This window comes from Porphyromonas sp. (genome assembly GCF_030529325.1).
Classification (GTDB): Bacteria; Bacteroidota; Bacteroidia; order Bacteroidales; family Porphyromonadaceae; genus Porphyromonas_A.
In genome coordinates this window covers 1-19,405 of the sequence record NZ_JAUMXC010000025.1, presented here as the reverse complement: position 1 = coordinate 19,405, position 19,405 = coordinate 1, and the positions used below count along the sequence as shown (strand labels likewise).

At 44.2% G+C, this 19,405-nt stretch carries 14 protein-coding genes; all 14 read right to left on the bottom strand.

Annotation, left to right across the window (positions count from 1 at the left end):
- Positions 1–17 precede the first annotated feature (17 nt).
- Complete coding sequence (locus Q4A14_RS05380) at positions 18–680, bottom strand: HmuY family protein (protein WP_303170496.1); 663 nt, start codon at positions 678–680, stop codon at positions 18–20.
- Positions 681–1,200: 520 nt separating this feature from the next.
- Positions 1,201–2,418, bottom strand: a complete 1,218-nt coding sequence (locus Q4A14_RS05375; protein WP_303170506.1) for a DUF1302 family protein — start codon at positions 2,416–2,418, stop codon at positions 1,201–1,203.
- 41 nt (positions 2,419–2,459) lie between these two features.
- Positions 2,460–3,245 (bottom strand): outer membrane lipoprotein-sorting protein, encoded by a 786-nt coding sequence (locus Q4A14_RS05370; RefSeq protein WP_303170495.1) that lies wholly within the window; start codon positions 3,243–3,245, stop codon positions 2,460–2,462.
- A gap of 27 nt (positions 3,246–3,272) precedes the next feature.
- Positions 3,273–5,633 (bottom strand): RND family transporter, encoded by a 2,361-nt coding sequence (locus tag Q4A14_RS05365; protein WP_303170493.1) that lies wholly within the window; start codon positions 5,631–5,633, stop codon positions 3,273–3,275.
- A gap of 42 nt (positions 5,634–5,675) precedes the next feature.
- The gene (locus Q4A14_RS05360; protein WP_303170491.1) at positions 5,676–6,296 is read right to left on the bottom strand and encodes a TetR/AcrR family transcriptional regulator; all 621 of its coding nucleotides are present in this window, start codon (positions 6,294–6,296) and stop codon (positions 5,676–5,678) included.
- A gap of 416 nt (positions 6,297–6,712) precedes the next feature.
- Complete coding sequence (locus Q4A14_RS05355; RefSeq protein ID WP_303170490.1) at positions 6,713–8,296, bottom strand: DUF6029 family protein; 1,584 nt, start codon at positions 8,294–8,296, stop codon at positions 6,713–6,715.
- A 38-nt stretch (positions 8,297–8,334) separates the two neighbouring features.
- Entirely contained in the window at positions 8,335–8,805 is a 471-nt protein-coding gene (locus tag Q4A14_RS05350; RefSeq protein ID WP_303170489.1) for a TlpA disulfide reductase family protein, read from the bottom strand.
- Between the two features lie 30 nt (positions 8,806–8,835).
- Entirely contained in the window at positions 8,836–12,057 is a 3,222-nt protein-coding gene (locus Q4A14_RS05345; RefSeq protein WP_303170488.1) for an Omp28-related outer membrane protein, read from the bottom strand.
- Between the two features lie 54 nt (positions 12,058–12,111).
- The gene (locus Q4A14_RS05340; RefSeq protein ID WP_303170487.1) at positions 12,112–13,962 is read right to left on the bottom strand and encodes an ABC transporter ATP-binding protein; all 1,851 of its coding nucleotides are present in this window, start codon (positions 13,960–13,962) and stop codon (positions 12,112–12,114) included.
- 254 nt (positions 13,963–14,216) lie between these two features.
- Positions 14,217–14,798 carry a hypothetical protein gene (locus Q4A14_RS05335; protein WP_303170486.1) on the bottom strand — a complete coding sequence of 194 codons (582 nt, stop codon included), beginning with the start codon at positions 14,796–14,798 and terminating at the stop codon, positions 14,217–14,219.
- A gap of 259 nt (positions 14,799–15,057) precedes the next feature.
- Positions 15,058–15,795, bottom strand: coding sequence for a response regulator transcription factor (locus Q4A14_RS05330; RefSeq protein WP_303170485.1), 738 nt, complete (start codon positions 15,793–15,795; stop codon positions 15,058–15,060).
- Between the two features lie 3 nt (positions 15,796–15,798).
- A complete protein-coding gene (locus tag Q4A14_RS05325; protein WP_303170483.1) occupies positions 15,799–17,289 on the bottom strand; it encodes a sensor histidine kinase KdpD in 1,491 nt (496 codons plus the stop codon).
- 156 nt (positions 17,290–17,445) lie between these two features.
- Complete coding sequence (locus tag Q4A14_RS05320) at positions 17,446–18,177, bottom strand: metal ABC transporter ATP-binding protein (RefSeq protein WP_303170482.1); 732 nt, start codon at positions 18,175–18,177, stop codon at positions 17,446–17,448.
- Positions 18,174–19,034 (bottom strand): metal ABC transporter solute-binding protein, Zn/Mn family, encoded by an 861-nt coding sequence (locus Q4A14_RS05315; protein WP_303170481.1) that lies wholly within the window; start codon positions 19,032–19,034, stop codon positions 18,174–18,176. The genes Q4A14_RS05320 and Q4A14_RS05315 overlap by 4 nt, the downstream gene beginning before the upstream one ends.
- Positions 19,035–19,405: the final 371 nt, after the last annotated feature.

Genomic DNA, 19,405 nt, shown 5'->3' with positions numbered 1-19,405 from the left:
TTGTGTGTATGTTGTTATTAGATCTTTTGGTAAATGAAAGATAGGAATCCTGATTTTCTTCCTTCAGCATCGATAGAGCCTTTTATTTGTAGTTTATATACGCTCTTTCCATCAGCACCCTTAAATATGAAGATCTTATTATTGATAGGGTACATATTCTTTACATCTCCCATTTGAGAGTTCTTGTTGTACGCGAAGAATGTGTAACTATTTACTTTCTCTCCTACGAATACATAGAATTGTTTTTCTGTTTTTGGTTGGCGCTTTTCCTGAGCCGCTTTCATACCATGCTCTACTTGGAGCAGTGCTTCGACATTCGCCTTAAAATCAATGGTCTTTGTGTCTATTGTTGCATTGAAATCTGTACCCTCTGTCATAAAGACCCCGGCTTTCCCACTAAAATTTTGAGGACCATTTACTCTGATCTCCCCTCTGTGAAAAGCAACATCCCAATCCATACTGCTTTTAGGATCCGATACTTCAACAACCTTACCGGTCGCAAAGGAGAAATAAGTCCACTTTTCGTAAGAGCTGGCATCGATATACTCTACTTTTTGTACTCCATCGGGTGTTGGAGGTGGGACATCCGGTCCGTTATTGTTCTTCTTAGAGCAGGATGTTGCCAAGAACGTGACACTCATAAGGAGTGTAATACTGAGAGTCTTGAATAGCTTCTTCATGATGTAATAGTGTTGTTATTTATTTGTAATAATTTCAAAATGCGGTTCCTTTATGTTGTCATTTTGACATTGCAAAAGTAAAGAATAAGCCTACCCTCTGAAATACTCTAATGTCGGTATTTTAAACAAAATTAATCCCTAAAGCAAGGTATATTAAATTCGGTGTTTGGTGCCACTCCCTTCGAGCCTGTGTGAGAATGATCAAGCGCAGTAGAGTTTTTCTCAAAAAGATGTACAACCTTCAAAATCGATGTGCCTACCTTGACAACCTTTTTAGGGCATATCAAGATGCTTGATGATAAGATATTTCGGATGCCGGTATATTATCTCTCGATGGACGTCTGAATTGGGGAGAATTTGGAATGGTTTTGGAGATGCTGTGTCAAGAACACCTGAATGGAAAACTTAAGCCCCCTGACAGTCCGTCTGATCAGGGGGCTTAAGTTTAAATAAAGTTAGAGATGCTTTGCTATGTCTGATCTTTTTCAATGCTTTGGGGAAGATATTGAGTTATAAAAGATCAGAAACTGTATCGGAACCTGAACCAAAACTCGGAGTTGTTCTTGTATGAGGTAAAGATCCCTCCTTTTTTACTTCCTATCCAATCGTATCCGGCCAAGAGGTGTATCTGATCGCTCAAAGCATAATCGGCAGTGAAACGGCTGAACCAGCCCTGACTGATGATGTCATAGTAAACAAAGTCGGAGAGGCGCAGGGTATTGCCGAGGAGATTTTTGGAGATATTCAGAGTGAGTAGGGAGGTGTTGCGCTCTTGGTTGATATAGGGCTTGTAGTCGAAGATGTTTTCGGATGAAAATTGTCCCGATATCATCCATTCGTTGGGAGCATACCAGTCGAGTCCTAAAAGCCAATTGAGGGAGTTGAATCCCCTTTGTGCTTCGGTGGACTTGTAGGTGAAGTGTTTGTCTATGTTCCATGCCGCTTCCCCTCTGAGTACCAGTTGCCCGATCGGGATCGATACATTTCCTCCGACAAATCCCATGCGATAGTGACGTGGTATCACCTTGACTTCTTTGGGATTGATCCATTGCTGCTCGATGACAGGCATTTTATTCCAAGTATGGAGGGCCGAGATAGAGAAGTCTATACCTGGGAGGGTGAAGTTCAGACGACCACCATATTCTATGTTGTTGATCTTCATCGCCGGTTTACCTACACTATGATCCCACGTGACCGCAATACCCGGGATTTGATGCAACTGAGAGAATGGATACCAGGGATTTCGCTCATCCGAGGGTAACTTGTGACCCTCAAAGGTCGGAACGACAACAGCTTCAAACTGTACCTTGTCATTGAACACCATCAGTCTCAAGGCATTGACCGGCATACGGATATCATCATAGTCTTGTGCGAGGAATTCGGTGAGATCCATCGGTGAGATGTGATCTGTGATGCGTATACCATCGGCTACACCCCAGATGATCAGCTGACGCCCGGCGGACAGACTCCAGTTTTTCTCTCGATGTTCAAAGTAAGCTTCACGCAGGTGCAGGATGTTTCCTTCCTTGAACAAAGCATTGTGGACAAGATTGAGCGAAACATTGACTTGTGAAGTCCCAAAGCGTTTCTTTATCTCTGTGCGCACTGTGGAGCGCGAACTCATGAAGTTGAACGGAGAAGTACTACGGAAAGCCTGGTAGGTATCCACAAAACCTTTGACCTCGATGGGAGGAGGGTTGTCCTCTTGTGCCCATGCTCCGAGTGATGACGCCATCATGCCACTTAGGAGGATGAGCAGAGTTTTTTTTATGTGCGTATTCATAAACTTCCTTTTTCGAGGGTACTTACGCTGAACTTTGACTCATCCACGGGGATGTTGAACTTTGTGTTGGAAAACTCCAAGATGGTTTTGTGTTCTGACTGTTCGTTAGACATCTGCATCCTTTGTGCTGTCCAAAAACCATCGATCTTCTTGATATCTGATAGTACAAGTCTACGGTGTAGCTTATCCATCTTGTCGTAGTACTCTACCTTGACGGGTAGATGGCAGTCTTGGCGTATCCAGGCGATCTTGCGTGAAAAGACATCTCGCTTGTCTTTGGATATCGACTCGATTTTCCAGCACTTTTGACCATCTATGATCTCCTCACCGAGCAGATTGTGAGTGTCTTCGTCGACGTTGCGGCTACCCATATCATCATAGGTAAAGTCACTGCCCATGAAGTAGTCCTTTTGGGCAGAGGAGCCACTGATACGTCGGGTCTTTTTCATCGCAGGGAGGTAGAGCCACTTGTCATCATCTTTGCCGATTTCGTCATAATCCCAAGTGAGGAAGCCTGTACCTTTGACATCGCCGGGATAGAGAAAAAACATGATTGTCTTGCGATCTTTCTTACCCTTGCCTACATCAGTGGAGTAGGATATGAGTTTGCGTTCCCGCACGCTGCCTCTCTTGTTGATGAGTTTCATCGTCATCTCGGACTGACGAGTGTCCCCATCGGGGCGGTCTTTGACCATTTGCATGATGTCACGTCCACTTTGTGCCAATCCATTTGTTACTGCAAGCAGTGACACTATTATGCTTATTGTTAGGATCTTTTTCATAGCCTCATTTTCTAATCAGTTCATTTTTTACTTCTCTATAACTTCGCCCTCTTTTCCGAAGATCTTGAAGCGACGGAATAGGAGAGGGGTGATACATAAGTCTGCCAATAGGGCTGTGAACATACCGGCTACAGACAGGATCCCCATGTGTACGAAGGAGGATCCTTCGGATATAGTATAGGCTGCAAAGTTGGCAGAGACAATCAGGCTGGTAAGGACGATAGGAGTGCCTACGATGCGGAATGACTTGAGGATGGCGCGTCGGTAGTTGCGTTGTCGGTCAAATTCCAAGTGGCCGTGGTTGAAGAAGTGTATTGTGTCGTCTACTGCCAACCCTAATATCATAGGCATGATCGTTGCAGTCATCATATCAAGAGGGTAATTTAAGAGACCCATGAGACCTCCTACTACAATTGCAGGCATGATGTTAGGTATCAGACCGATAAGCCCTACACGGACACTGCCGAAGACTATCATCATCAATATTCCGATGATGATCAAAGAAATCAAAAATGACGACATCTGCCCATGTACAACATACTGCATCATGGAAGTGAACTGAGGTAAACTTCCTACAGGAGTTATCTTCGCTGTCGGGAAAACTTCCTGAGCATATTCTGTGATCTCCCTCAGCTCATCTTCGGCTTCTCCGGAATTGTAGCGATGTAGTTCCACATTCAGGCGTAAGCGCTTATACTCGTAGTCGATCCAGTTTTCCACTTCACTCCCTCCAGCATTTTCATACAATAAGAGTTGTTGGGCTATTTCGTCGGCATCATCAGGTATGGAGTAGTATTTTTCCTCTCCATTGTGCAATGTCTGGTTGAGGTCCTTGAGGATATTCAATATTGATGTCGTGCGTTTTGTGAGGGCGAAGCTATCTGCCTTTTGTGTGATAAGGTCAAGAGCTTTTAGGTGTTCGGGGAGTTTGGCATCTCCCTCATTGGGGAGGTTTACCATTATGTCATAGGAATAAAGGGAGCCCAGTTCACTCTCTCCGACATGTATAAGGTCGCGCACATACTCTACCCTCCGTCCCATGGTCCTGTCTACATCAAAAGCCGTCTCCATTTTGGTAAATCCGTAGATCATCACAGCTGTAATGGCTATGGCGATCGCCCATGTTGTCTTTTCGTGTGCCAGTACCCATGCTCCAAAGTTTTCCAGCATCCTGTCCATACAGTGCTTTTTATTTTGTTGAGAGAGCTGTTGGGGGGCTCTATCTTTGCCTATACTAAGGGTTGTAGGCATTACCATCATGGCGATGAGAAAGGAGAACATCACGCTGGAGGAGGTCGCTATGCCCACAAAGTGCATAGGGACTACCGGAATTGCCAAAAATGAGAGGAGTGCAGCAAACGTCGTCAATGCGCTGAAGAGTATGGGCCAGCCGGTCTCTTCTATTGTCTCTATCGCTGCCAGTTTACGCTTCCCATGCAGTCTCATCTGCCTACGGAAATAGGAGTGGATATGTATGTTGTATGCTACCGCCACAGCAAAGGCAAGGAGCATCGGTATCATGATCATCCCACTATCTATCTCCAGTCGTAGGTATCCGGTCACGCCATAAGCCATGATGATGGACGATATGGCAGTGATGATAGGTACGAGTGTCCCTCTGAGTGATCGAGTCGAGAGTGCCAATACGATGAGGGCAAGTATGACTGCTATCCCCATGACTACCGGTATTTCCTTATTGATCCAGACGATCTTGCGCTCGGCCAGATATGGCATCCCTGTTCCTTTAGGGTTGAGGGGGGCGTACTCTGCTTTCTTTATGATCTTTTCGAGTTCCCTACCTGTGACGGCTTCCGGAGATATTCGCTCCCTTGTCTTTCCCCACTCTGATTCTGAGGGGAAGGGTCTCAATTTCAAAAGAATCCATGTCAATCTCTTGTCCTGAGAGATGAGTCGTCGGGCGATGTGAGGTTTCAAAAAAGCCTTCTTGCGTATCTCCTCGAGTTTCTCCGGATCGGATGGGATCTCTTCGGGTACTATCTGCTCGATGGTCATCCCATCCTCATTTCCCACCATAAACTCTATATCCGTGAGTGATGTGATCTTGTCGGCATAAGATATGCTGTCAAGCATCTCATTGGAGAGGCGTCTGATGAGCTCCAAGTTGCTTTTGGTAAAAACGTTGTCACACTCGACGAGCACCGCTGCATAGTTGTCGTTGCCAAAGATTGACTTAAACTCCTCGGTCCGTATGATCAGTGGATCGTCTTCGAGAAAATAGTCTTCCCACGATGTTTTGATGTTGAGAAACCGTGCTCCGTTCAGGCCGATAGCTACGAGGAGGACGAAGCTTCCCAGAACCCACCATCGTCCTCTGATGATCTTTTCGCCCAACCGGCGAAACCATCTATTGATACGTTCGATTTTCATTGTTGTTTCATGATGTTATAAGTTATAATCTTAATCTTTGTTTTATAGCTGTATCAGTGCCTTCCAACCCGCAGTGCCGAAGGTGATGTATTCTCTTATCCCTTGTTCTACCTCTTGCTCCGAAAGAGAATCGTCAGAGACGATCTCCGATAGTATGATCCACCACCACATAGAGCTGACACGTAAGAAGAAGGGTGATACATCGGTATTAGTACTCGGATACTTCTCCTTGAAGGCTTCGAGATATCTCGCTCCGGACTTTACATGACGTTCTACGATTTCCTCTTTGTAGTGCTCCAAGGAGGAGCCTCCCGAGTGTAGGAGCAGGAGTTTGAGATCAGTACGGTATCCCCTCGCCAGTTTGATAAATTCCCCGACTGTGGCATCCCTATATCTATCCGGTGTATGGACATATATTTCCATGTTGGTCTCGGTATTGTGTTCGTTGATGACCGTCTCAATAGCCTCTATGAGTGGAGCCAATACAGCTCTGAAGAGAGTATCCTTGTTGTCAAAGTGATTGTAAATATTACTCACGGTGATCTCGACTTCACGAGCAATCCGTCTCAGAGAGGAGTCTCTGAAACCATAGGCTATAAACTCCGCTCTTGCAGCTTGGAGTATCAGCCATTGTGTCCTGCTGTCAGTAGAATAGTTTTCCATATCATCACGAAGTTATTGACGATGAACAGTGTTCACAATACCCTGATTTCGGTATTTAACCCTCATTCTCTGCCACTTGACAACCTATATTATGTGGTGATCTTTGTATTTTTTTTCTCCACTCCTCAGCTGCTCTACATGGTCTGATTTTGTGGGAGAATTGTTTCATTCTGTTCCTCCCTGATACTCCCTCCCGAAAGAGGTTTCCGATGAAGATGTAGAACCTTCGAAATCGATGTGTCTAACTTGATGAATTAAGTTGTCTAACTTGAGATCTCAAGTTAGACAACCTTTTCAGCTCTTCCAAGAACGTGGGGGAAGCGATGTGTTTTCATGTGGCTGGGGATATCAAAAAAATAAGGTCATATGTCAGCTTTGTGACACATGACCTTACTGTATTTGAAAACCTTGATAGGTCAGAATGGATAGGAAAGGCTGCCGGTGATCCCCGTGTATTCGGGCACGAAGCGACAGATACCTCCTACACATTGGATCCCTTCTCTATTGCGCCCGTAGGAGAGGGAAGCGCGTAAACTGTTGTAGGTGAAACTACTGCCTATGGTATAGTATAGTTGTTTGGCATCTGCGGCATAACTGTACATCAGACTTCCATAGAATGCAAAACGTGGTGCGAGCCCTACTTCGGCAAGTCCGTAAATCCAACCTTTGTCCTTCATGTCGGTTGTCATGTGTTGGAGCTCGGAGCGCAGAGAGTACTTACGTGTGATCTTCCACAGGATATCGAGGACTTGAGCTATCGACTTGTTTTGCTGTCCCTCGTAGTATTGTTTTTGATAGTACAAACCTCCATTGATTTCGAGAGATCGGGAGATCTTTTTGCCGACTTCGAGAGCCAATTCGCTGAAAAGAGCAGTCCCGCCTTCGCCCCAAAAAGGCATTGTACGCATGGGGTTGTAACCTAACGATCTGTAGTGGGAGGCATTGAGTGCTATCTTGAGGGGATACTTGCCAAGTCGTTCGTTTTTGATCGTGTGGTAGATATCGACCTGTCCACCGATCTCTCCTGATGGCCTGGCTTGGTAAGGATACAGTCCCGGTAGGGCATACTTGTGCTGCTTGGTGAGAGCCGGGATGTAGTTCATCGGGACATAGATCTCCTTGGGAAGATTGTCGATGCGGAAATCCATGTGTTCGATGCGCCTGAAGGCAGCTGAGATTCCGAAGTCAGAGAGTGTGTAGTCAGCATTGACCAGCAAGGCATCTCCACCTTCATCAAGATATCTGAGTACGTGTGGTGAATAGCTTTGGCTTGCTCCCTTTTGAGTGTACTCGATCCCCATGGTGAAGTCCGAGGTGCTGAACCCCGTACGTAGGCCCCAGAGGTTGGTCTGTTTTGGAGCTTTGGTCCTAGCAAACTCTTTAGTATTGAAGTGTGACAACCATGAACCTCCGAGCGTAACGTCGTAGTTCCGTTCTTTTGTCCACAGGTGAGCGATACTCAGGTCTGTGTCTATCCCTGCAACAAATGCGTCTGCATATGTGAGATAGCGTCGTGGCTGACCTCCTATGACCTTGATGCTTGCCCAATCGGTCGGAGTGTACTTGATATTTAGCCCTCGTAGAGAGTTGTTGATACCCAATGATCTCTCCTCATAAGCTCGAAGCAAGAGCCCGCTACCAAATTGTTCGTAGAAACTTCCGAGAGTCAGATTGACTTTCTGCCCGGAATAGTTGGCATAGTATTGGGTCAAAGCATGACCTTTGAGATCTTTTTCGTAGCCCAGCATAGGCGGTTCGAATGTCTCGTACTGAAGCCCGGCATTGAAGTCTTTGTAAGTGTATCTGAGATTGATATAAGTATTATCACCTTTACGCTGGGATTCAGGATCAGAGGGATCTTTCTTATAGATTGCCCCATTTGACTCTATTCCTCCCTGCAGTCTGCCGTAGTCTTCTTTGGAGGGAGACTGGGCATACAAGTCATGGAGGGGTGAGGCTACAGTGGCTGTGAGGAGTAAAGTGATGATATTCTTCATCATATCGGTTGGTCAGTTGATCAATCTTGATGTATTCGTTATCACTTTGTGTACTTTAGAGCTTCCTCGATGACATGTTCTTCATCTCCGGGGGTATAGCCGCTATGAGAATAGACTTGCTTACCCTTGTAAAAAATAAAGGTATAAGGAACCCCGAGTGCATTCAGACTGTTGTATAGCGCCTTGTTGGTATCAAGGTAGATCTCAAATGGTAATCCTCGCCCTTTGACCAATGATGGCACTTTACTCTTGGATCTTGAGTCATCGATAGAAATGGATACGATGCGTACCTTGCCTTGCCACTCTTCTTGCAAGTCTTTCAGAGCTTCCATCTCCATCATGCAAGGCTTGCACCAAGTCGCCCAAAATGATATAACGACGGGCTGCTCTCCCTTGATGATCTCTGAAAATAGGACTTTCTCTCCTTTGAGGTTTTCAACTTGGATATTCTGAGCTTTTGCTCCCAAAAGAGGCAGGAGGCAGAGTAGTGTGAGGAATAAAACCTTTTTCATAATAGATTGAATGTTATGGATTTGTTATTATTAGTAACTTATGGATTCTCCGAGCTTGACTCTTTGTACATTCAGCACCTTGTGATTAGAGTCGAGTATGAGGATGATCAGCTTGCAGTTCTGAGTTTTCCAGGCTGAGTCAAGATTCATGGAAAGTGAAATCTTTTGGGTATTGTCTTTGGGTAGGTTGAAGGCTGTTCCTTCAATAATCCCTCCCTGAGCTCCTCTATAAACATGATCGTGAGAGAAGCCCTTTCCTATATGAGGGAATCTACCCGTGGCATTCTTTTGGTCAGCAATGAGTTTGTCTTCCGTAATTATGGCAAGCCAGCTTGCACTTCGTGCTTGTGAACTTCGTACGTTGATCGTTGCGGATAGAGAATGTCCGGACAGCTTACTTTCAACTGCGATACCTACAGTTGTACTGTTGGGAATGCGATTGGTGATATCTGTTGGGTTACCGGATGTATTGATGCGCTGGTTGCGGTCTCTGTTAGGAACAAGGCTTGGGTAACCTCGCACATTCATAGCATTTCCAACATATATTGCCGAGGTAGTCGCAAATGGATCATAGCGGGGATTGCCTCTTGAGTTTTGTCCGCTATGTAGAGCAACGGCTATGACTCTATCATTTTTTGAAGCCTCATCTACCATGTGTATGGCTGTGGGGCAGTACGGACACCAAGTGCCTGTGAACTCTTCGACGTAAAGTTTAGGAACGGCAGAAAGGTTGACCTGACCTTTGATTGTTACAGGTGCTGATTCCTGATTGCCTACCTTTGCCACTATCGATATGTTACCAACTTTTTGGCTCTTGAGTATATTGCCCTGCAACTGTTGTCCGTCAGCATAGAATGTTACGTTCCTTGTGACATCTTTGTTCCCCATAGAACTGTCGAGGCATTTGAGTACGGCAAAGTCCGCTCCGTCACTTACGATGGTCGATTTGTCTGTACTTACTACAAGATTCTGTACAGTGGCAGCATTTACTTGGAATGTTATAGTATTGCTTTTATTTCCGTTGTAAGTGGCATAAGCACTGAAAGAACCTGTTTGATCCGGAGTATAGAAATAAGATGAGATAGGTTGTCCATTCACAAAGATTTGTGAAGAGGGCGTAACATCAACTTGAGAGGAGTTTTTCACTGTGAACCGGGCCTTGTCTGTGCCCAGAGTCAATTGTGACTTATCTATTTCGATAGTGATGTGTTCGGGTTGATATGCCGTGAACGATTCTTCGTTGGAGTGTTCTTCGTTGTAAGTCGCAATCACCCTATATGTATCAGCCACAGAGGTGCTGTATTCCCTTGAATTGGTTCTTTGTCCATTTACAGTGAATGTCGCTTGATTGGATATATCACGATTTTGCGCATCAAAGACCGTAAACCTGACTTTTCCCTTGCCATCAGCGAGGATGCCTTTTTTGTCTAATTGCAATCTCAAAGATGCCGGACGTTGAGTAGCCTGGAGGGAGATAATATTAGATTTTTTATCTCCGATCTTTGCGTAAACTTTGTAAACATCAGGCCTTGATGTCTTGAAAGAGTTTCCTTGTATAGGGCTGTCATCCACAAAGAATGTTGCCTTACTTGTGAAGTCTCTATTGGCTTGATTCAAAGCTTTGAATGTTACGACGTCTTTGTTGTTGGCAACAATACTCCTTTTGCTTGCCGTGATCGTAAGTTCCTTGACAATAGTATCGGGATGAGGTTCGGCAACGACGAGCATCGGTAGAGTCTCAGATCCATCAAATCGAGCCGTGATGCGGTAGTCTCCCGGCTTATCGGTTTTGAACTTATTCCCGGAGATTGCTTTCCCATCCACAAAGAATGTAGCTTCTGAGGTCACATCCTTGTTTTGATCAGCGGTATTGATGCAAGTGAGTATCACCTGATCTTTATCATCTGCAATGATTTTTGTTTTGCTCAGTTCAAGCTTAAGTTTAGCAGCGCGTTTGATTGCATTGATGGTGATGATGTTAGACTTCACGCTTCCAACAACGGCCACGACTTTATATACATCAGGAGTTGTGGTTTTGAATGTATGACCCTCTATTGCTTTGTCATTGATCTGTATGGTTGCCTTATCGGTAAAGTCCCTATCAGCTTGATTTTTTACGCTAAAAGTAACGACCTGCTCGCCATCAGCGATGATCTCCTCTTTGTCTGCAGAAAGAGTAAGGGTTTTAGCTATGGTGTCCGGGTGAGGCTCTACGACAAGGAGAATAGGAGAGGCTTCATGCTCTTTGTACTTTGCTGTAATGCGATAAGTTCCTATCTTATTTGTCTTGAATACTTTTCCGGGAAGTGGAGTTCCTTCTACGAAGAATGTCGTTTCAGAGGTGAGATCTTCATTGTTTTCTGCCGTATTGATGCAAGAGAAGGTGACCTCATCTACATTATCACCGATCAAAATATCTTTGCTGGGTCTGATAACGAGATTGTACTTGATAGGCTCCCTTGCTGTCACGATTACGGGTGCACTTTTGTTATCGTTGTAGACTGCGGTAAACGATAGCCGGCCTGCCATTTGAGGTTTGTATACGTTTGACTCGATGGGAGTGTCGCCGAGGAAAAATTGACTCTCTGATGTCAGATCTTGTCCTTCCGCATTTTTCAGGGTCAACACCACCTTGTCCTCTCCGTCAAGATAGAGAATGGATTTGTCCGCAGTAAGGGTTAACTCTTCCACCTTGTGTGTAATGAAAGATAACGGCAGAGAAAACTCTTTTCCTACAAAGGCCACAGCATTTTGGGTGCCAACCTCTGTGGTCTCGTAGGTCAGTCCCGATATGGGTTTGTCATTGACTGTTATCTTTGCAGAAGATGATACGTCCTTGCCCTGTGCATCCTTGACGACAAAGGTCAGGTGATCCTTGCCATCTGCAAGAATACTTTTCCTATCAGCAGAGAGCGTAAGAGTTGCTGTTTTGGGTTTGGCTGTAAAGATAAGCTCATTTGATGATACGTCATCCACAGAGGCATGGCATCTGAACGTGCCGCTCTCATTCGCTTTAAAAGTGTTTCCCGACAACACCTTGCCGTTGACGACGATTTTTGCTTCATTGGTCAGGTTTCTTCCATTCTGACTTTGGACTGAAAATGTTATGATCTCCTCATCATCAGCAGTTATGCTTTCTTTGTCTGCCGATATGGAAAGACTCTCTATCAGCAGTTCCGGATGATTTTCTGAACAGAAGGTAAATAACGATAGTAGTACAAATAGTGGGAAGAGGTAAATAGTCTTCTTCATTCTCTTAAAAAAATAATATTTCAGATATGAAATGTTTCGTTTAAGCCGGGAGAGTTAAAAACTCTGCATCTGTACAAGTTTTGCGTAGTGTCTGCCCAATGCCAAAAGCTCTTCGTGAGTTCCTTGTTCAACAATCTGTCCTTTGTCAAGGACACAAATCATGTCTGCACTGACGATAGTCGAGAGACGATGGGCTATGATTATGGTTGTACGCCCTTTCATGAGGTTGTCAAGTGCTGTCTGAACAAGTTTTTCAGAGGCTGTATCAAGTGCTGATGTCGCTTCGTCAAGGATGAGTATGTCCGGATTCTTCAGTATCGCGCGGGCTATACTCAAACGCTGGCGCTGGCCTCCCGACAGTTTTCCTCCTCGGTCGCCAATGTTGGTCTCATACTTCTCCGGCAACTGTTGGATAAACTCATCGGCATTGGCTATTTTGGCAGCTTCAATTATTTCTTCCATTGTTGCTTGTTTTTCTCCAAACGCAATGTTGTTCCGTACAGTATCATTGAATAAGATCGCTTCCTGATTGACATTTCCCATGAGACTTCTGAGATCTACCATTTTGAACTCTCTTACATCTGTTCCATCTATCGTCACGCGTCCGGATTGAACATCATAAAATCTTGGGATCAGGTCTACCATAGTACTTTTACCCGATCCGGAAGCACCCACGATAGCAACTGTCTTGCCTTTAGGTATAACGAGGTCTATGTCTTTGAGAACCCAAGTGTCTTTGTAGCGGAATGATACTTTTTCGAATGAAACGTACTTCTCAAAAACAAGAGGTTTTGACACTTCGGGGTCAAGGATATTGGACTCCGCCAGGAGTATTTTGTCCACACGTTCCAATGATGCCATCCCCCTCTGTATAGAGTATGCAGATCGTGTGAGTTCCTTGGCCGGATTGATAAGGCTGTAGAAGATCACGAGGTAGTAGATGAATGTACTCGCATCTATATTAGATTGATCTCCCAAGATCAGGACTCCACCGTACCAAAGCACGATGGCAATGGTGACAGTGCCAAGAAATTCGCTCATCGGGTGCGCCAAGAGGTGGCGACTTTGGACACGACCCGACAGTCTGCGTACAGTCTCTGTCTGTCTTTCAAATCTTCCTTGTATCTTTTTTTCTGCGTGAAATGCTTTGATGATCCTGAGGCCTCCCAGTGTTTCTTCCACCATGCTGATCATCAGCCCCGACTCATCTTGCAATCTTGTGCTGTCCCTCTTGAGGCTTTTTCCAACTTTACCCATGATAAATCCCGAGATGGGCAGTAGGATTAGGACGAATAGCGTAAGTTCCGGACTTATGATGATCATACTTGTGAGGAAGATGACGATCATGATTGGGTTTTTGAACAGCATATCAAGTGAACTGATCAAAGAACTTTCCACTTCGTACACATCATTGGATATGCGAGAGATGATATCTCCCTTACGCTCTTCGCTGAAGAATCCTATTGGCAATCCCAATACTTTTTGGTTGATGTCGTTGCGTATGTCTCTTACTACCCCTGTACGGATTGGTACCATAAAGTACGAACTGAGATAGCTGGCTCCTACTTTGAGAAGTGTCATGCAGACAAGAAAACACCCGAGGATGATGAGTGAGGTAGCTCCTCCATAGGTGTCTATTAGGTTGACCAAGTGGTAGTTGAAGTTGTTGCTTATGATAGATCCCACTTGCTTTAGTCCCTGTAGTGATAGTAGGTTGACACCATCCCACGGCATGTACTTGTATGTGGCAGTATCGATCCGAAAGAGTACTCTCAGGATCGGGATGATCATTGCAAAAGAGATAAGATTGAGCAGTGCCGCAAATACGTTGAATATGATATTGACCACAACAAGCCACTTGTATTTGGGTATGAAGCGGTGGAGTGTACGGAAGAAATTTTTCATTTGTCAAAAAAACTCTTTGTTAAATGAAGTTCAAAGGTACAAAATAATGAGGACTCATAGTGCCCTGTGCCTTGTTTTTAGCTTGAAACAGATATGATCATCAAAGAAGATGAGCAAGAATACACTCACCAAAGATGAACTTTGGTTGTTTTTTCGGCATTAATCAAAAAAGAGAGGCATCCCGCAGAATGCCTCTTTGTCTTCAATCTATGTCCTTTTATCATATCTTACTACGAGTGGTAGGAATGTATTCTTCATCTCTTGAGTAAGAATATCCAGCACCATTCGTTTAATTCTCCCGTACCTACACTCGGAGTATAGAGGAATAATTTGACCGTTTCTTCAGGATTATCCTTCAAAAACTCTCTTACCTTTGTCAGCCCCTGGATCGAAAGCCAGGCTTTAGAATAATCAGGGTTCTCATTTTCGGGATCAAATACGTTTAGAAATCCATTTTTAGGATATGCCACCCTTTTGAAGTATGGGGTTTCAAATTTTTCTGCAGGTACCCATTGTTCCGGAAAAACTATCTTGCCTGCTCCCATCCAGAAAATGCTGCCGTGAAACAGGAGCTTGTTGATTTCCTTGTAGTACAATTTTATGGTGCCGACATCTCCGGGTGGGATGTACTCGGTTTCGATGGTAAAGTTTTTGTTTTTCTCTGCAAAATCAAAGATGACACCTCCGCTAAATGCATTTGTCAGATAGTCTACTTTTAGCATCAGTACCTGATTGATATGTTGCTCATTAGGTTTGTCATTCGTGGGGACTTCTTTTTCCCCACAACCCCAAAAGAGGGTGATGAGCAAGAGGGGGAATAAAAATCGTGCATTCATATCTGTATTTTTTGTGTACGATATAATAGGCTCCTTTTTCATAAAACAATGCAAGGTGATTTTTGTTTGTAAATGGTTCTTTATCAATGTTATTCTTCCTTTCTTTTTGATGAAAGGTTTATGCTTTCCGGTTCTTTTGTTTGGGAATATCAAAAGGGATTGGCCATAACTTAGTTTATGGCCAATCCCTTATATCTCATACACATCTGACACCGACAAAATATTTCGGAATCAGCAATATAGGAAATCTATCAGTCGGTTAGATTACCTGGATATTTTCCTCATTCATTGGATATTCTGATGCCGGAGTGATGAGCTTGTAGCCCTTGCCGTGGATATTGATGATCTCTACTCGAGGGTCATCTTTGAGGAGTTTACGGAGCTTCGTGATATAGACGTCCATACTGCGAGCATTGAAGTATGAATCCTCATTCCAAATGCTCTTGAGGGCATAGTTGCGCTCAAGTATTTCGTTGGCATGTGCGCAAAGGAGGTTGAGTAGTTCACACTCTTTGGTTGTCAGTTTTGTCACCTTATCACCGATAGTAAGTGTCTGCTTTTGTGTGTCAAAGAGAAACTCACCTACCTTGTAGAATGGTACATCTTTGGCCTTTTTGCCCTTTACTCTACGTAGGACTGCTTCTATACGTAGGATGAGCTCTTCCATGCTGAATGGTTTGGAAAGATAATCATCAGCTCCAAGTTTGAAGCCTTCGAGTACATCTTCTTTCATTGTCTTTGCAGTCAAGAAGATGATTGGTATGTCCGGGTTGATATCTTTAATGTCCGACGCCAAGGAGAAACCGTCCTTTTGGGGCATCATCACATCAAGTACGCAGATATCATATGAGTCTGACTCTTTGACAAAGTTTTTGTATCCTGCCTCACCATCAGTGAACAACACAGCATCATAACCCTTTGCTATCAGGTATTCACGAAGCAACATCCCTAAGTTTTCATCGTCTTCGCAAAAGAAGACTCTCATTTTCTGTTCCATAATTTACTTGGTATTTATAAGTGGCAAAATAATAATAAATTTAGTTCCTTTTCCAAGCTGACTTTCAGCTCTTATACTTCCTCCATGATTTTTGACAATCTTATTTACGTATGCCAACCCGAGCCCGAACCCCTTGACATCGTGCACATTTCCCGTAGGTACTCTGAAAAATCTGTCGAAAACCTTTTTCAGGTACTCTTTTTTGATCCCTATGCCATTGTCTTGTATGCATATACAAAGGTTATTCCCCTCATTGTACGTCCCTACGACAAGCTGAGGCGGTACATCGGGACGACGATACTTGATGGCATTGTCCAAGAGGTTGAAAAGCACGTTCGTTATATGCATCTCATCTACATAGACATCCGTTTTGGTTGCATCAAGATCTATCTCGATCCCCCCTCCGTAGCTTTCGGTCTTGATGCTGAAGGTACTCACGACAGATATTAACAGGTCTTGGATGTCTATTTCTTTGAACTTAAATGCTACCTTTTCCTTGTCAAATAGTGACATATGCAGCACCTTTTCAATCAGGAAGTTGAGACGCTTGCCTTCGTCTGCTATCGAGTCAAGAATATGTCCGGCCATTTCCGGTGTTTTATTTACATCTTTGTCCTTGAGCATCTGTGAACCGAGGATGATCGTAGAGACCGGGGTCTTGAGCTCGTGTGTCATGTTGTTGATAAAGTCAGACCTGAGCTCGGCCAACTTTTTCTGTCTCAAGATAAGGATGATCGTTAGGATAGAGAGGATAAATACCCCTGTGGTGAAGATAATCGATGGCATCAGAAATCCGATGCTACCCGAGATATAGTCTTTCTTCCCCGGAAAGTAGACCCTCAAGAAGTGCAAGTCTGAAGGCTTGTTGTTGGGGAAAAGAGCTTGTGTGTAGACTGCCGCCGGTTCATCCGTAGGGACACGACCGTTTGAGTAATATATCTGATTGCTATAGTCTACCACTTCATATACATAGTATAGAGAGATCTTTGCATCCGACAAGAATACTCCTATGTATGTCTCCAACTGTCTTTGGCTGACCCTGTCATAAAATGGTGTCGAGCTCTCTTTCATCAGCATGTCTATAGCATACTCACTGAGAGTTTCTTGTATATATCCGAGTTTGCTTGACAGCTGACTTTGCAGGAGTTTGGATGTATCCAATATTTTGTCATTACTCTCTGTGATAGGCCTGAGCGGATCTATCGGGAGCTGGTCCAGTTGGTATCGCTTGGGATCTAAGGATAGATCAAGGGGGCTTCCGAATGAGTTGGGGGTAACTGCATGAGGCTTCAAAAGTTCGTTGTCCAACCACTTTCGCATTTCATCTTTTTCAAGTGCTCGGTTGACTTGAAATAAGGCCCCTCTGACTGACTCATTGAATTGCTCATTGCGATATCTGAACATGACATTGATATAGCTGACCTGCATATAAAGCAGACCCGCAAACGCAAAGAGCATTACCGTAATCAGCAACCAAATTGTAGACCTTCTCATAGTTGCAAATTACGCGTTTTTCCGACTCGTTTTAATATAACAAGTGTTAAATTTTAAGACTATCTTTGTTAATTTTCTTGAGAAGGTATTTCTATCTTATTGATTATTAAAGGAAAAGTAACAAAATGGTTATGAGTCCTTAAAAAAGGCCTGAACTTACTTATGTTCCAATAAGGAGAGGTAACGTAAGGGGGCAGAGTCGTTGCACTCGTCACACGAGAGATCTATATTTTCGTGTATATGTAGATGTCTGTTGATGCAGAAGAGTCGTTTTACCATCTTACATACTGCTCCTACATCATGGGAAACGATAAGTATAGCCGAGTGCTTGTTAATTTCAGGAAGGAGCTCATACAGTTGGCTTTCAAAGTGCTTATCGACATAGGTGTTGGGCTCATCCAGGATAAGGAGGGTGGGCATTGCCACTATTGCACGAGCCAAGAGGACTCTTTGGAGTTGTCCTCCGGAGAGCTCCCCGATGGATTTTCGAGAGTACTCGAGCATCCCGACACGCTCAAGAGTGGCAGCTACTTGTCGTTGATCCTCCTTGGAGAGGTGCAGTTTGCCGGCTTTCATCAGCCCATATCCGACAACCCGGCTTACTGATATCGGAAATGCCTTGTCTATGGCATTTTGTTGAGGGACATATCCTATCTCCAAAGAGGGCGAAATTTCTCCTTTGGCGTTGAAGTACTCTATATGTCCTGTTGTCGGTGGGATGAGTCCGAGGATGGCTTTCATCAGGGTTGTTTTACCACCTCCATTGGGGCCGATGATACCGATGAAATCCTTGTCATAGATGCTGAAAGAGGCACCCTTGATCACGGGAGCATCCTCGTAACCTATGGTAATGTCTGAGGCTGTGAGTATGGGTAAGCGATTTGTCATAATGAAGCAAATGCACTGATGAGTAAGCGTATCTGTCCGACCCAGTCCTCATCCAAGGGGCGTATGGTGACGGTCTTTGCTCCGATCTCACGTGCAACGATTTCCGCATTTTTGATATCAAATTCCTCCTGGATAAATACGAGTCTTACATCATCGGCCTTGGCTTTTGCTATGAGTTCGGCCAAATGTGCGGGGGTTGGTTCTTTTCCGTCTTTTTCTATCGCTCGCTGCTCAAGATGCCATTCGTCGGCAAAGTAACTCAACGAGGGATGATAGATGATAAATACACGTTGTTTGACATTCTCAAAGACCGCTTGGCACTCAGCTTCGAGAGCTTCGATTTCTGTGAGCAGCTCGTTGTAATTGCTCTCGAAAAGTTGGGTGTCATGCGGATACATCTCTATCAACTTTTCATATATTCCTCTTGATATGGCTTTAGCACCCATGATGGATGACCAGAAGTGCGGGTCTCCGTGCACGTGACCATCCTTGTGCACACAGACATGCTTCATGGGGGGGAGATATTTTGAGATATCAACACATGTTATGTCTGCATTTTGTTCCTTTATGGCTTGTAGCCAAACGTGTTCAAATGCCAATGAACCCATGTAAAAATACACATCCGAGTGGGCTATCGCTGCGATATCTCTCGGCGTGGGATCGTACATTTCAGGATTGGCGTCTTTGGGTACGAGGACATTGACCTCATAGCCCTTTCCGGCGATGCGCTCGACAAAGAAACGCTCGGGAGCTATACTTACCGTGATGGTGGGTTTATTGTTATGTTTGGTTGTGCAGCTTATCAAAAATGCCATGACAGGCAAGAAAACAAGTAACCCTTTCAAAAACTTCGACATGTCGAAAAATATTTATTCATTTATGTAAAATCCCAATCTGCGTCTCTTCTTCTCAGAGACAATACAAATGTACGCATTTCTGCACATATAGCCTTCATGGAGCGCGCACAAAAGGAGCTTCTTGAGGACTCATCCTAATTGTTTGAAGCTTTGGTAATGTCTTCCCAGATTGGGATTACCAAAGATTCTTTTGCCGATAATCTCTCTCGCAAAATAAGAGGTATTGATGAGTCAAGGTATAGAACCCTCGAAATTAAGTTGTCTAACTTGATGAATGAGGTTGTCTAACTTGATGCATCAAGTTTAGGTACAACTGTTCGAGAAAAGGGCATTGGAGAGCAGATGGAGGGCAAGTGATTGAGAGTGAGAGG